This window comes from Nitrosospira sp. CT, assembly GCF_059489795.1.
In genome coordinates, this window is the sequence record NZ_JCAHZJ010000021.1 from 13,449 (window position 1) to 27,435 (window position 13,987).

At 54.9% G+C, this 13,987-nt stretch carries 12 protein-coding genes and 1 pseudogene; 7 read left to right on the plus strand and 6 right to left on the minus strand.

Annotation, left to right across the window (positions count from 1 at the left end; all coding sequences use genetic code 11):
- Positions 1 to 488 precede the first annotated feature (488 nt).
- From AC52W5_RS03900 to AC52W5_RS03915, 4 genes are all read left to right on the plus strand, one after another.
- Positions 489 to 863 (plus strand): DUF5132 domain-containing protein, encoded by a 375-nt coding sequence (locus AC52W5_RS03900; RefSeq protein ID WP_495670045.1) that lies wholly within the window; start codon positions 489 to 491, stop codon positions 861 to 863.
- Positions 860 to 1,363: a hypothetical protein gene (locus tag AC52W5_RS03905; protein WP_495670046.1), complete on the plus strand. Its 504-nt coding sequence runs from the start codon at positions 860 to 862 to the stop codon at positions 1,361 to 1,363. Before AC52W5_RS03900 ends, AC52W5_RS03905 begins: the two co-directional genes overlap by 4 nt.
- Positions 1,364 to 1,558: 195 nt before the next feature.
- Entirely contained in the window at positions 1,559 to 2,359 is an 801-nt protein-coding gene (locus tag AC52W5_RS03910; protein WP_495670047.1) for a hypothetical protein, read from the plus strand.
- Between the two features lie 329 nt (positions 2,360 to 2,688).
- Positions 2,689 to 3,045 carry an HMA2 domain-containing protein gene (locus AC52W5_RS03915; protein WP_074975336.1) on the plus strand — a complete coding sequence of 119 codons (357 nt, stop codon included), beginning with the start codon at positions 2,689 to 2,691 and terminating at the stop codon, positions 3,043 to 3,045.
- Between the two features lie 45 nt (positions 3,046 to 3,090).
- Here the strand turns inward: AC52W5_RS03915 and metK are convergent, their stop codons facing one another.
- Both metK and AC52W5_RS03925 read right to left on the minus strand, forming a co-directional pair.
- The gene (gene metK / locus AC52W5_RS03920; RefSeq protein ID WP_495670048.1) at positions 3,091 to 4,281 is read right to left on the minus strand and encodes a methionine adenosyltransferase; all 1,191 of its coding nucleotides are present in this window, start codon (positions 4,279 to 4,281) and stop codon (positions 3,091 to 3,093) included.
- A complete protein-coding gene (locus AC52W5_RS03925) occupies positions 4,278 to 7,400 on the minus strand; it encodes a cation-translocating P-type ATPase (RefSeq protein ID WP_495670049.1) in 3,123 nt (1,040 codons plus the stop codon). Before AC52W5_RS03925 ends, metK begins: the two co-directional genes overlap by 4 nt.
- Positions 7,401 to 7,698: 298 nt before the next feature.
- Here AC52W5_RS03925 and AC52W5_RS03930 point away from each other — a divergent pair, with 298 nt between their 5' ends.
- Positions 7,699 to 9,681, plus strand: coding sequence for an FAD-dependent oxidoreductase (locus AC52W5_RS03930; protein WP_495670050.1), 1,983 nt, complete (start codon positions 7,699 to 7,701; stop codon positions 9,679 to 9,681).
- A gap of 5 nt (positions 9,682 to 9,686) precedes the next feature.
- On the opposite strand, the gene AC52W5_RS03935 is transcribed toward AC52W5_RS03930, so the two are convergent.
- Entirely contained in the window at positions 9,687 to 10,772 is a 1,086-nt protein-coding gene (locus tag AC52W5_RS03935) for a DNA topoisomerase IB (RefSeq protein WP_495670051.1), read from the minus strand.
- A 592-nt stretch (positions 10,773 to 11,364) separates the two neighbouring features.
- On the opposite strand from AC52W5_RS03935, the gene AC52W5_RS03940 reads away from it, so the two are divergent.
- On the plus strand, positions 11,365 to 11,760 hold the full coding sequence (locus AC52W5_RS03940) for a hypothetical protein (protein WP_495670052.1): 396 nt from the start codon (positions 11,365 to 11,367) through the stop codon (positions 11,758 to 11,760).
- A gap of 37 nt (positions 11,761 to 11,797) precedes the next feature.
- Here the strand turns inward: AC52W5_RS03940 and AC52W5_RS03945 are convergent, their stop codons facing one another.
- Together AC52W5_RS03945 and AC52W5_RS03950 are read right to left on the minus strand one after the other, a co-directional pair.
- Positions 11,798 to 12,031: a hypothetical protein gene (locus AC52W5_RS03945; protein WP_495670053.1), complete on the minus strand. Its 234-nt coding sequence runs from the start codon at positions 12,029 to 12,031 to the stop codon at positions 11,798 to 11,800.
- Between the two features lie 175 nt (positions 12,032 to 12,206).
- Entirely contained in the window at positions 12,207 to 12,758 is a 552-nt protein-coding gene (locus AC52W5_RS03950) for an SLATT domain-containing protein (RefSeq protein WP_495670054.1), read from the minus strand.
- A gap of 363 nt (positions 12,759 to 13,121) precedes the next feature.
- Between AC52W5_RS03950 and AC52W5_RS03955 the strand changes: the two genes are divergently transcribed.
- Positions 13,122 to 13,565 carry a hypothetical protein gene (locus AC52W5_RS03955; RefSeq protein ID WP_495670055.1) on the plus strand — a complete coding sequence of 148 codons (444 nt, stop codon included), beginning with the start codon at positions 13,122 to 13,124 and terminating at the stop codon, positions 13,563 to 13,565.
- A 112-nt stretch (positions 13,566 to 13,677) separates the two neighbouring features.
- Here AC52W5_RS03955 and AC52W5_RS03960 read toward each other — a convergent pair.
- Positions 13,678 to 13,987, minus strand: a pseudogene (locus AC52W5_RS03960) (hypothetical protein); the annotation flags it as partial.

A 13,987-nucleotide genomic window follows, 5' to 3' on the forward strand; every position in this document is an offset into this window, starting at 1 on the left:
GAAAGAGAAAAGCAGTCGGACATCGAAATAAAAGTATAGAAATATCGCGGCAGGATTGCTCGCGGCTGTACACGTTTGAAGGCTCCGTATTCGCCTGAGGCGCCACTCTTTTCCAGGGATTCCTGCGCAGGTAGATCTCCTGGGTTTCCCCTCATCGCTGTTCCTGAATTTACCTTGGCCTGTGAGGATGTTCGCCAAGGCTTATCACCGCATTCTGAAAGTCGTGCGCGATTGCCGACTTGGCCGCAAGTTCGGGGATCAAGCGCCACATTGCGGAAGCGGTGCAGTACCGGAAGCTGGAGCGGAATTGGAATTGCCCATGACTGCCTTATGCTCGCTCGTTACCCCTTGTTCTGCACGCTCCTCTAATGGTTCTCATTCCGCGAGTGGAAGGGGTTCACGAATATTAATTTTTTGTGTCAATGCTTGAAAAAAAACAAAAATTATCTATAAATTTATTTTGGCTCCTGGAAGTAAGGTGAAAAATCATGGCATCGGAAAACTTCAAGAGCAACCTGATCACGGGCTTGGCGGCTGGCGTGGGGGCGACACTGCTCGTACCAGTGCTGCTCCGGCTCATCAGGCCCGCTACCAAGGCCGCTATCAAGGGTAGCGTCCTTCTGTATGAGAAAGGACGTGAATCATTTGCCGAATTGAGCGAAACGGTGGATGACCTCGTGGCAGAGGTCAAGTCGGAGATGGAGACTGGGCTGGCGGGAGGCGCGGCGATAGCTGCCTCCGCAACTCAGCCTGCTGGCGCGCAAGGGAAAACCGGGACACCACCTGCACCGACGGGGGCGCAGGCGAGTGAAGGCCAGCGCGATGAAGGGGCGCAAGGTCGACCGCCAACCAAGGGGGAATGATGGCGCCACTTGCGCGAGTGGCCCACTCTCTGCCGGGCAGAAAGCGGATAAAGATCGACGCAAGGCGCGGCGATGCCGCGTACTTCGCGGCGCTGGAAAAAGGATTGGCGGAGTGCCCCGGGGTTGGAACGGTAACGACGGATCCGCGGACTGGTATGGCGCTTATCAGTCATACCGCGGAGGATTCCGTTCTTTGGAGCCATATCGCTGAGCACGATTTGTTCCAGCTCGGAAAGAATGGAACGTCAGTACCCACGCCAGTCCACTCTTCAATCGCCGGTGACGAACATAAGTCATATACGAAATCGGAAAAAAGACCAGATATCCGGCCGCTGATATTCCTGGCAATGATGAGCATGGGTGTCGTGCAGGTAATAAAGGGCAATATAGCGATCCCGGCGATAGCGGCATTCTGGTATGCGTACTGCGTTTTTCCGGGGACGAACGGCAACAACCCCGAACATTCCCTCATTGAAACCAAATTGCCCGAAGAATCTTAGATTTGGAAATGATTGGATGATGATTTCCGAAAATCTTGCGAAACAAAAATCTGTAGCAAAATTTCTGAGCGAGTCAAGGGGTTGCAAGAGCCAAAACCAGGGAACTCTGCACTGAAGCGGTAGAAAGCAGCAAAATGAGAGAAGCATTTTCATCGTCATAGGACGGAAATCGTAACTATACGAGGAGGAATCGAAATGAATGCCCCGAGATCAGACAGGCACGCAGGGGGAAAGACGCGCCCCGAGGAAAAAAAGCGGTCCGATATAGAAACGCCGAAGGAAGAAGCATATGCTCACGGCGAAACACGCCCGGAAGATGAAGGATACGTGGGTACGACACCTCCTTATCGTGCGGATGCTGACCGCACCATAGGAGCCGCTGGCCATACCGTAAAAACAGGCATTGCCAGCAGCTTGAGAGGCATCGACGGAATTGAATCCGACATCGTGAGCTTGGTGCGCAATACGGTATCCAATACGTTGAGAGCGACAGGGGCGGTCGGTACGGAAGCAGTCGATATAACAAGGGATGTTGTCAAGGGCGCGCTTGCCGCCACCGAAGATGTGGGGACCGGGTTAGTGCTTTCCACGAAAAGCGTTGCCAAGGGCGTGGTAATGGGGGTGTCCGATGTAGGCGGCGACGTCATCACGGCGGCCACAGAAACCGTAAAGGCCGCGGTCCGTAGTACTGCTGACGCTGGCGGTGACACATTGCTGGTTGCCAAGCGTGCAGTGGACGGCGTGGCCGAGGGAACGAGGGAGACTGGAGGCAATGTCGTAGAAGCAGTCAGGGCGACCGTAAACGCAGCCGCTGGAGGAATAGGCGACATCGGCACGACCGCGGTCACGAGCGTGCGCGACATTCTCCTCAGTGTCGTAGGAGGAGTGAAGGATGTGGCAAACGCGGCTATACCCAAGTCATACCGCGAAGACAATGTTCCCCCTGCAGGTCGCACTCCCCCCGAGGATCGCATTCCTCCTCCACCGCCGGTATAACATTTGGCGGCGCTAAGGCGCTGACAAAGCGCTAAAGGGCATAGCTCAAGCTCAAACCCATGCCAGGTGTTGACGCTTGGATCAGCCCGCGGGGTTCAGATTTTGTTTTAGGGCAAATGCTCCAGTAGCCTTAGCTCCCGTCCTCCTCTCATCCCTGGTGAGCGATCGATTACCGCCGCAGGGATGAATGTTCTCCACCGCCTTCTCTTTTTCCTTTCTTTTATCCCCTCTCCATCTCCGGTTCCTGGGCCTGAACCGTTTCATAAAGCTGTAACAAAACGCTGGTTAAATAGCTATCATCAGGAAAATGACCGAATGGAGAACCAATCATGGCTAATTATATTCACCATGTTCCCGGCCGTCTGCGCGTCAATATCCCCGTATTGAAAAAGGATGAAGTGCGCGTCCGGCAATTGAGGTGCTACCTGGAAGGAATGCACGGCCTTCTTCAAGCCGAAACCAGCATCGTCACGGGCAGTGTGGTAATCAAATACGACCCAAGTCTGACAAGCTCTGCCGCGATTCTTGATTCCCTGCGCGACCTGGGATATATCCGGAATGTGGATGTTCTGAATCAACCGTATGCCGCCCATTCGCTACAGAAGGTGGCAGATATTTTCGTGACGAAACTCGTCGAAACCGCCGTCGAGCGCTCAGCCGTCGCTCTGGTCGCTGCACTGATCTGAGGCGAACAGGTACTGCTCGCCGCGGCAGTCTACCGCGATATCGGGCTAACGCAGCAATGCAGCCTTGTCCGTGCTCTCCCACGGCAATCCGATATCCATCCGTCCCACCTGACCATAAACCGCGAGCCTGCGGTAAAAAACCCCGCGAAATAATTGAGGCTGGTAGCGTAAATTAAAAGCGCGAATGATTCCGGCCGGACGGAAATCAAACTGGTCAAGGATGCGGGCCGTTATTTCGGTATCTGGAATGCTCCCTGTACCGAAAGTATCCACCTGCACGCTTACCGGACTCGATATTCCTATTGAATACGCCAGGTGTACCTCGCACGCCTGCGCAAGGCCTGCGGCGATCACGTTCTTGGCCGCGTAGCGCGCTGCGTAGGCTCCCACCCGGTCGATACGGGAGGGATCCTTACCGGAAAGCGCGGATTCCGAATGCCGGGAATATTCACCGTATGTATCCACCGCGTTCTTGCGACCCGTCAACCCGGAGTGTAGCGAGGGGCCTCCGTCGGCAACCAACCCCTCGGGATTGATGAAAATATGGGTGCAGGAGTCGGGCCGCAGCGTCTCCGCCGCGAAAACCGGCTCAATCACATGTGCGTTGAGATCATCCCGCAGCGGGCCGACGCCGCGCATGGCAGTCTTCTCCTGAGTAGCAACGATGGTGATGGAATGGATGCGATATGGTCTGCCTTCGCGATATTCCACTCCTACCTGCGTTTTTCCATCGGGCGCAAGATAGGGAATCTGCTTCTGGAAACGTGCGGCCGTGAGCCGACGCGCCAGTTTATGCGAAAGCGAGATGGGGAGCGGCATAAAGGCCGCGCTTTGATTGCAGGCAAAACCGAATACATTCGCCTGATTCTTGGCAGTAACCGATTCCAGCTCTTCCTCACTCATTTCCCTCTCATCCGAGAACAAATAAGACGGTGCCGGCAGTTCGGTCAGGCTCGTCATGATCGTGCAATCTTTTGCGTTGAAATCCGCCTGCTCGTAGCCGATCTGGCGTATAACCTGGCGCGCGACCTCCGGGATGTCGATAGAAGCCGACGAAGCGAAGCGCGCTGCGATAAAAAGTATTCCTGTGGATACTGCGCACTCCGCGATCACCTTCGAAAAGGGGTCCTGTTGCAAAAAGCGGTCGACCAGTGCATCGCTCACCTGATCGCAAAGTTTATCCGGATGCCCGTCAGTCACGGATTCGGAGGTGAACATGAAATTCTGTTTCATCATCCATACTCCTTCGACGGTGGTGGCAGAGATAACAGGTCTTGACCCCGCTTGCCTTTGAAGGTGGCGCCTTTGGTTGCTTCATTCAGGAAAAAAGGCAGCACAGAGCCCGCGCCTATCACCGCTACATCAAGCGGGCCTATCGGGGTGTTACCAAGCAGATTGCGGACGCCTGGCACCAGCACCGTGGCCCATTGGAGCAAGGCTGTTCCACCGATCGCCGTGTCGAGATAGCGATTGGAGCGGAGCGTCTCGTGGCTGAATATGCTGATATGGTCAGAACGGCAACTATATGCGTGAAGCAGTTGCCCCATTGTCAGGGTCATGAAGGCGGCCGTGCTGGCCTTCGGCCCTCCGCCATAACGCGCCATTGCGTAGCCGTAGCTGGCCATTGAGCCTGCGCTCATTGTCAGAGATTCCAGACCGTAGCGCTTGAAGTCTGCTGGACCTACAATCGGTTCGCGAGGATCTCGCGGTGGCCGCTGCAGAACATCGGGCTCGGGGGGCTCAACAGCAAGCGCCAGTCCGGGGAAGATATCGGTTATCAGGTTGATCCACAACAACTGGATGGTAGTGAGCGGAGTGCCCAGCCCTGTACCTATAGACCCCAGCATCAGCATGATCTCGGACAGGTTGGTTGCGGTAAGGAAATGAATCGATTTGCGAATATTGTTGTAAATCGTCCTGCCTTCCGAGACGGCCACAATCATGGTGCCGAGGTTATCGTCTTCCAGTATAACGTCGGCCACGTTGCGCGCCACCTCCGTGCCGGTGTCGCCCATAGCGACGCCAATATCCGCAGCCTTGAGGGCGGGCCCGTCATTGATGCCGTCGCCCGTCATCGCGGCGACCTTGCCGCCGCGCTGCAGTGCCTGCACGATTTGCAGTTTGTTGGCCGGGCTGACGCGGGAGAAGATGTTGACCTTCTGGGCCAGCCCAGCCAGGACCTCTGCATCGAGTTGATCAAGCCGGGTAGAATCAAGAATGTCGAGTTCGCTGCCGCTGGATAGCCCAAGTTCCTTCCCTATCGCATACGCAGTGCCGCTCTGATCACCGGTTATCATTACCGTGTCTATCCCAGCCTGGTGAAACAAGGCGATAAGTTCCTTCATCCCCTGTCGCAGGGGATCGGCCATTCCCGTCATCCCCAGCCAGATGAGTTCATCCGCTGAAGATTGATCGGTTTGCTTCGGTTCGGTGTAAGCAAATCCCAGCACACGCAGCGCTTCTGCGGCCATGCGGTCATTTTCCATGAGTATGGCTGTCCGCTCCACCTCCGTGAGAGGCAGGCGTGCGCCGTCCTTCAACCACCATCGGCACATTTCCAGCACCTCGACCGGATTACCCTTGACGGCCACGAGCTTCCCCCCCCCTCGCACGCTATGGGTCGTGCTCATATAGTTCCGCGTTTCGGTGCGGTATTCCACTTGCTCTCTGGGATAGCACCGGCGAAGCGCATCAACTGAAACGCCTGCCGCCAGCGCAAGGTGCACCAGCGCGCCTTCTGTTGCGGAACCCTTGAGTACGTAGCTGCCTCTCTCACCGTTCAGTTCCACCTCGTTGCAAAGAACGGCTGCATGGATGAGCCGCAACAATTCATCGCTCTGATAGGGATCGGTTCTTACGCCCGCATCGTAAAACACATCCTTGTCCACTGTAATACGACGTCCTCCGCTGTGCAGGGCCAGGACGGACATACGGTTGAGAGTGAGCGTTCCGGTTTTGTCGAGGCAGATTACCTGTACTGCGCCCAAGGTTTCCACTGCATCGAGACGGCGCACCAACACTTTGTGACGGCTCATTGTCCGGATACCCAGCGCAAGGGTAGTGGTGGCGACGGTAGGCAGTCCCTCCGGGACTGCGGCTATGGCAAGGGAAATAGAGGATTTCAACATTTGCAGCCAGCCGTAACCCCGGACCAGCCCGATGAGAAACATTGCCCCACAGATACTCAGGGATAGCAACACCATCTGATTCCCAAGGATGGAGAGCTGGCGCTGCATGGGTGTCTCCGGAGGCCGGGTTTCACCTACCAGCGATTGAATAGTGCCGATCTCGGTATATCGTCCGGTCGAGACTACTACTGCCAGGCCGCTGCCACCCGTTACCACCGTACCCATGTATACCATGTTAAGCCGGTCCGCAAGGGAGACGTTCTGCTTGTCCAGCCGGTTCACCATTTTTGTCACTGGAAGGCTTTCTCCGGTAAGCATGGACTCGTCCACCATCAGATTGCGCGATTCGAGCACTCTGCTATCGGCAGCTACTCGAGTCCCCGGCGTAAGGACCAGGATGTCGCCCGGCACCAGAGACTCAGCAGCTACTTCCCGAAGCTGAGCATCGCGAATGACCACTGCGTTCTGCTCGGCCACGTGTCCGAGCGCATTGATCGTTCGCTCCGATTGAGACTCAGCAACGTAGCCCGCACCCGCGTTGATCAAAACTACTCCGAGAATCACCGCCGCATCGACCAGTCCTCCAGTTGCCGCGGAAAGGACGGCGGATACACCGAGTAAAGCCACAGGCAGGCTTTTAAACTGCCCCAGAAAAATACTCAGGCCGGAACGGGGTGGCGTCTCCGGTAGGCTATTGACACCGAAATGGCCAAGCTTCCGCTCCGCGGAAGCCTGGCTGAGGCCGAGCTCTTTAGAGGTTTCAAGCGAGGCCAGCACAATCTCGCTGGATAGCACATGCCAGTTTTCCCCCTTCTGGGGAAGAACTGAATCGGAGTCAGAAGAGATGGCGGGAGAAATAGGACGTCTGGAGGAACGCAAAGAACGGCCATCGTCTACCGAGTTCTCAGGAATGATTTCCTGCCTGGCATCCAGCAGCAGTTGCTCCAACCAGGTTTTTATTTCTTCAAGGTCGCGTGCCGGATCAAAAATGATCAGCACTCGGCCTGTGAGGGCGTTCGCAGAGGCTTCCCTTATCGCAGCATGCGTGCGCAGCGCGGACTCGAGTTTGTGCCTGAGCGGGTCGCATCGGTACAAGCCCTGGACTTGAAGCCTTGCGCGCCCCTCCACGGCCACATGAACGAGGCGCACTAGTCCAGGAGGCTCAGCTTCAACCGCACCTGTCCCCAAGGAAGAAGGGCGTTGCATCTGGTCGAAAAGTCGAGACATCCTTGCAGAAGTAAGGTGAGCAGTGTATTTCCAGATACCGAAAACTCCTCGCCGACATTCCGAACGATTGGAGCCTTCTTCTTTTTAGGTTAAAACGATCTTCTCAGCAAGCTGAGCCGGCTTTTGATGCACTTCGCCGCTGGTCAGCTCACCTTGTATTCTGATTTCTGGTTTCCGTTCCGCGATCTTCTATCCTTATAATTCAAAGTCAGGCACAGTGCCTGATGCACTCGATGCATCAGGTTGGGGTTTGATCGGACCGCAAGCGCCTGATGCGCCGAAGTAACGGGAGAAAAAAATGCCGGGCAGCACATCTCATACGCAGCATATGCAGCATACGCAGAAAGCGGAAATATATGATCTGGTAATTGTCGGTGGCGGTATTGCCGGGCTCTATTGCTGCCACGAGCTTATCAAGAAAGTCCGGGACGGCTCGCTCGATATCAGGAGCATTCTCCTTCTGGAAGCTTCTGACCGGTTTGGTGGGCGCATCGAAACGTGGTCCCTGCTGAGAAGCAGTGAGGAAAATGGAAAGAAGATCGGTTTTGAAGATACATGGGACCCGTGTAACTGGAACATCGATGATGGTTACCTTGCTCCCCCTGACCCGCAAACGGGTAAACAGTCTCCATTCAGAGGTCCGACAGAAAAATCATTCAGGAATGTGGATGGCAACGATGTCGAAAAGCTGACCGATATCGAATACTTTCGCGCCGAATTCGGGCCCATGAGAATCGAGCCGCGAGACCAGATTTTATTGCAGGGATTGCTCGACGATCTTGGAATCAGGGAACCTGACCCAGGGGAGGAAGAAAGCCTGGATGACCTCGTGCCGTTCTCTTCGTACACCTCCGAAGATCCGATGGCGCCTCGATTCACGCTTCAGGAGGAGGAAGCGCAGCAGAAAACTCCTTTTGACCTGATGATACTCGCTCTCAGGCGCATCTTCGAGCTCGTCCACGGCCCGAAATTCGACGGCTCGGCTTCGAATCCCTGGTATACGGATGCCGCCAATGAACAATGGAGAAAGCTGCACAGCGCGCAGTTCTTTTATCGCCATTACTGGAAGGGAGAGCTGCTCGAATGGATACAGTATCTTACCGATCCTGACTTCGTAACGATCCGGGAGCACGCGCGGTTCAGGGACCAGCCGTTATGGGACCTGGGATTCTGGAACGTCCTCAGTGATGTCTTGAGCCATTATGCGGTGGTCAAGATCAGGGATTGGGGGAGTTACTATCACTTTGTTCACGAAAATCTGAATGCCGCCGAGTGGATTATCTTCTGGCTCAGGGCAATTCGAAGCACGGGTTCGCTTCGGGGCATACGCGGAGGGATGAGCAGGATAATCTGGAACCTGTTGGAGGTCTTGCGGAAGCATCAAGACAGTCACGAATCTCCTCGTTTGAAAATCGCGAAAGGTGCGAGAGTGGTGAGCGTAGAAAGACGGGATAATGCGCTGGTTGCCCTTACTGTGCAGAAGCAGGATGAGGTCGAGCTTGTGCGCGCACGAAGAGTCATTTTTGCTCTGCCGAAGCGTCCGCTCGAAGAAATGTCATGGAATGGGGAGCGCCCAAAAGGAAATCTTTACGAAGCACTCAATGCAGTCGTTTGCCTTCCGCTGCTGAAATGTTTTTTCGTCATCGAGAAACCTTGGTGGGAAGACAACCGGTCTCTCAATCGCTATGCATCCGACATACCGACCCGCGAGTTGCTGTATGTGAAAAGCAGGGACCGGACAAAAGGGTTGATCATGATTTATACGGACCGGCCGGCAATCACATTCTGGTCCGATTACCTCAGAAGCGAATCCAGCAATAATTCCAAAGGTCCCGAGCAACCGGAAGGTCCGCAAGTCGGCTATCAGGATGCCGCCAGGATCTGGTTTCTGGAGAAAAAACCTTCTCCGACGTGCGGTTCGATTATCGAAATCAAGCCCGGATCGGCTCGCCTATGGCAGCGTTTCGTGCAGTTTGCCAGGGATTATGAGCATCATGACTTTACCACAGGCCGCCTTCTCGCCTGTGGTATGCGCGACTGGGGAAAAGAGCCTTTCGGTGCCGCGGCGCACGGGTGGCGTCCGGGGGTAAAGTCCCGGGAGCATATCGAGTTTCTCGAGGCATTTTCTCTCGAACAAGAGGAGCAGGAAGCCGGGCAAAACAACCTGCACGTTTGCGGAGAAGCGTTTTCTGACTACCAGGGATTTATTGAAGGTTCGCTGCGATCAGCGCAGCGCCTTCTGGCGGTGATAGAAAGGCAGCAGAAGCCGGGAAAAAGCTGAGTTTTTTATCCGTCCTTTTGTTTCCGCAGAAAAGACAATATGGCAGACTCGAGCGGGTCATGCGCGGGATGTGCTGCTTCTTCCAGTTCCTGCACGCAGCGATGAAGATCGCCTTTCTGCCAGGCAGAAAACACCGCCGGATTGATATAGGATTTCCGGCAGACGGCAGGGGTATTGCGAAGATCTTCCGCGACTTGCCGTGTTGCCGCGACGATGCTGGCCTTGAGTGCGCGCTTGGTCGGGAATTCAGGCAACGGCGTATTGAGCATGATCTCGAACGCCCGCAGGGTTCCGCTCCACGTTCGGAAATCCTTCGCGGTAAACTCGGCTTCCATGACTTCGTGGAGGTAGGCGTTTACCTGCTCCGCTTCGACCGGCCGCCGCTTGCCACTCTCATCCAGATACTGGAAAAGACGCTGGCCCCTCAGCTCCTGGCAAGTCCGGATAATGCTGACGATCCGCCTGTCATCGATCGTGACTTCGTGTTCGATCCCGCTCTTGCCCCGGAATTTCAGTAATGCGCGTCTGGGATTGATGAAGGCAAGATGCCGCTTGCGCAGGGTGGTAAGTCCGAAACTGTGGTTATCGCGGGCGTAAGACAGGTTACCGATGCGCACCTGCGTCGTATCAAGCAGTCTCACTATTGCAGCAACAACCTTTTTTCGCGGCAAGCCTCGTTTTTTCAGATCATGGTGTACACGCTCGCGCAGTTGGGGCAGAGCTTCACCGAATTCCACCATCCGCTCAAATTTGATGCTGTCTCGCACCGCGCGCCAGTCGGAATGGTAGCGGTACTGCTTGCGGCTGCGCGCATCCAGTCCGGTGGCCTGCAAGTGGCCCAGGGGATGGGGGCAAATCCAGACATCGGTATAAGCGGGAGGAATGGCGAGCCGGGCAATGCGCTCAAGCTCAGCCTCGTCGTCCAACGATTTTTCATCCGGACCGACATAACGAAACCCCTCGCCGGAGGCTAATCTTCTGATCCCCGGCTCATCGCCGGATACATAGATCAGTCCCGCGGCAGCCGCTTGCGCCGCCAGAATTTCCATTGCTTGCGGTCGCAACTCCTCTTTATCCGGAAAGAAAGCCATATGGTTACTCGCTATCGCAGACTGGTCGCGCTTCTATCGACAGCAATGATAGCTCTCCGGTTCCATCCTTTTAGGATGCTACCCCGGATTTTATGGGATTCTATGTCTTACCCTCCTGCACTGAATTTCGTACTGCTGTGCGAGGGAGTGGAGTGCCCCCGCGAGGGCGCTTGCGTGCAGCCAATAATTTCTTCGCGCGCTCGACGATCCCCTCGCCGAGGCATAGTGACCCTCAGCAACGGCCGCCTTGATCATCTGCGCCAGCTCACGGGGCGTGATAGTCAGGTGTTCGAGCATTGGGTCTTAAGATCCGTGTACTGATCAAGGCACGCACTTCAAAGTTCTTCCTGCATTTCTGCCCTGAGGCGTGCTCCCGTATTTTCCTAAAGCTTGCCTGGGCAAGCCATAAAGCTATGCGTGCCACCGTACGGAACGGGTTGGGCATAAGTCTATTATTTCAATCCAGCAATTTCGCTGGTTTGAGATGAAGGAGCAATCATGAAACCTATCTTCCTTTTAAAAAACACTACCCGTTCCATCCTGCTTGCCGGCCTGATATCTGGAGTAGCTAGCTTGGCTTACGCCCAGACCAGTGGCACAGGAGCTGGCGGGGCCATGTCCGGTCAAGGCACAGGAGCTAGTGGGGCAATGTCCGGCCAAGGCACCGGGGCGGGAGCGGGCTCATCAATGGGATCAGGTAGCTCGGGAATGTCGGGGTCTGGAACTTCCGGAACATCGGGGACACGCGGCTCGGGTGGAACAGCTGGGACAGGCGGGTCCGGTGGAACATCGGGGGCAGGCGGCGTCGGTGGAACCTCGGGGGCGGGTGGCGTCGGTGGAACATCAGGAACAGGAGGCTCGGGAGGAGGGACAGGTGGCGGTGGAACATCAGGGTCTGGCGGCTCTGGAGGGGGATCAGGCGGGTACTAAACTGCAGTATCGGACTTGGGATGTGGGCCTCTTGGGCCACATCCCTATCCCTAGATAGTGGATGGAGTCACGAGACGTTTGGATAGCTGGGCCCTTCATGCGCGCTCGAAACTTCCTTCCAACCACAGCGTCATTAGTTGCTTGGAAATGTCGTCCAGATCCCAGCGTGACGGATCCAGGCTGTCCTTATTTTCAAGCCAGATACGCTCTATCTTTGGATTATTCGGCGAGCGTGTCAATCGGGCTGTGACACCGGATTGATGCACTGCCGTTCGGGAAATCATTTCAAGCGTCCAAAGTGAACGCCATGCCTCGTCATCTCTGTCCATGCTATCCGCTCCTTTTAGCCGTTGCGCATCGTTCGTACGGCCAATTTAGAGCAAATAGCATTTTTCTTATGTGTGAAAAAATCCTGTTTTTTCCTGCCTTATCAGGGGAATGGTTATCTCCGTTGGACCTGCTTCATGTGGTTAAGCGCAAGCAGAAGCTTTGAAAAAGATAAGATTACGGTTTTGTTCTCGTTTCCGGAATCTTTACGCCCTCAAAATATTGTGCAGTCTCGCCTGAGACTGCCTCACTCACCGTTTTAATGAATTTCTGCAGACCTTCCTTCAAAAGTGCCACACCTTCCTCGTCGCTTGAGCCTGCCCGTGCCTCCGCGGTTCGTAATTCCCACTCTGTCAGCGCAAACTGTAGTGTGAGTTGTGTCTGGGTGTAGCCTTGCCACGCTTTTTGCCAATTGAAAAAAGAATTGGCTGCAGCAACAAGAGCTATTAGCCAGGCAAGCGTGGAGGCCACCGGTGCCTGATGAGCTTTTTCGACCATCTGAGTCAGGAATGGGAGACTAATGCTTAAAAATAACAAAACAAATCCGCCCGCTCGAAAAGCTCTGCGCTTCTGAGGGGCGCGTTTCTTATAAAAAGCGATGTACCAGAGGACGCTGCCCTGCGTTGACTCGTCCTTAAAGAAAGTCTGTTCGTGAAGCGCAGATAAGAAGGCCTCTACCTTCGGGAAGGGATTCTGAAGGGAAGCCATCGTGCTTTGGTCCTTTTCCAATTGTTATTCCCCCCGCTCGGATTAAATGATGGGTCGTATGCTTGCAACTGAGTAGCTCATCTACAAAATTCATCACAAACTGCAGTGACCCCTCTTGATTGGAGATTGGACTTATTACTTGAAGTTCACATGAGGCTTGGAGCTTAATTTAAGGATTATCAGGTTGTCCTAAAGATTCTGCCTTGGCCTGATCAAGTTAGGAAAAATATATTCTCTCCCGGGTGAGTTACCGAACGGATCGGGATAACTGTCGTTCTTAGAATAACTTCTGTAATCCACGCCAGGCAGTCGGCAAGGCTGGCCCAGAAATGAAGTACTTGACGAAGACTGGAATCGTTAATCCATCATTTTCAGGAGAGATTTATGGAAGACATTATCACAGGAAGATTTGAAACAGGCGATGAGGCCAGGGCAGCGGCAGCGTCACTGGTTGATTCTGTAAATGAGAATGATATTTTCATTTTATTTGCCAATCAGCCAGGTGCTCTCGATTCGGATCGTGATGCGGCTGGAACCAACGGCCAGGGTGGTGCAAAAGGGGCGGCAAAAGGGACGGTTACTGCAGGCTCCCGAGGCATTGCGGCAGGTATGGCCAGCACGGTGGTTGAAGGACCGGCAGGCGCAGTAGCTGCCTTGGGCGGTTATACCGCCTCACTCGCAGCAGGTGGCTTACCGGGGGAAGGCAAAGGTGCGAACAAAGTGCCACATGCGCAGGCTGGCCTGATGCTTGCAGTACGTGTGGCGAATGGCAATAACAAACAACGGATAATTGATTGCTTGAGGCAACACGTGGGCCGAGGCCATTGAAACGGCCAAGGCAAGCGGGTGAGAATAGGAGTGGGGAGACTAAATACCGCCGCGTTCCGGATTGCTCAAAACGTCCGCGCATAGATTAATGTTCAGTCTACCGATATTCGATTCAATTGGCCTCATCGGCATCAGGACGAGCTGCAAGACGCGCAGACTCCACGAGTGCGGATAGGGTGGAGACAGACTTGAGGGCATTCCGACAAATCCCGCAAATGACTGGGTCGATCTTGTACCGGAATCCAGGAAGCCTGATCTCGCACTCCTCAACTGCGACTGCCGGTGCAGGCTTGTTATGCCTGAAATCCCACGGTGCGACAGGCGCCACATCACTCCACAGTCCAATGCCCTTGAGACTGGCTGCCTTTTGAGCCTCGGCATAAAGGCGGCGATCAGCCAGCTGCTGGTCCTTGTCATACCGT

Excerpts from the sequence above, each read along its gene's own strand:
- AC52W5_RS03900 (WP_495670045.1), top strand. The coding sequence starts at position 489 with ATGGCATCGGAAAACTTCAAGAGCAACCTGATCACGGGCTTGGCGGCT.
- AC52W5_RS03905 (WP_495670046.1), top strand. The coding sequence starts at position 860 with ATGATGGCGCCACTTGCGCGAGTGGCCCACTCTCTGCCGGGCAGAAAG.
- AC52W5_RS03910 (WP_495670047.1), top strand. The coding sequence starts at position 1,559 with ATGAATGCCCCGAGATCAGACAGGCACGCAGGGGGAAAGACGCGCCCC.
- AC52W5_RS03915 (WP_074975336.1), top strand. The coding sequence starts at position 2,689 with ATGGCTAATTATATTCACCATGTTCCCGGCCGTCTGCGCGTCAATATC.
- metK (WP_495670048.1), bottom strand. The coding sequence starts at position 4,281 with ATGATGAAACAGAATTTCATGTTCACCTCCGAATCCGTGACTGACGGG.
- AC52W5_RS03925 (WP_495670049.1), bottom strand. The coding sequence starts at position 7,400 with ATGTCTCGACTTTTCGACCAGATGCAACGCCCTTCTTCCTTGGGGACA.
- AC52W5_RS03930 (WP_495670050.1), top strand. The coding sequence starts at position 7,699 with ATGCCGGGCAGCACATCTCATACGCAGCATATGCAGCATACGCAGAAA.
- AC52W5_RS03935 (WP_495670051.1), bottom strand. The coding sequence starts at position 10,772 with ATGGCTTTCTTTCCGGATAAAGAGGAGTTGCGACCGCAAGCAATGGAA.
- AC52W5_RS03945 (WP_495670053.1), bottom strand. The coding sequence starts at position 12,031 with ATGGACAGAGATGACGAGGCATGGCGTTCACTTTGGACGCTTGAAATG.
- AC52W5_RS03955 (WP_495670055.1), top strand. The coding sequence starts at position 13,122 with ATGGAAGACATTATCACAGGAAGATTTGAAACAGGCGATGAGGCCAGG.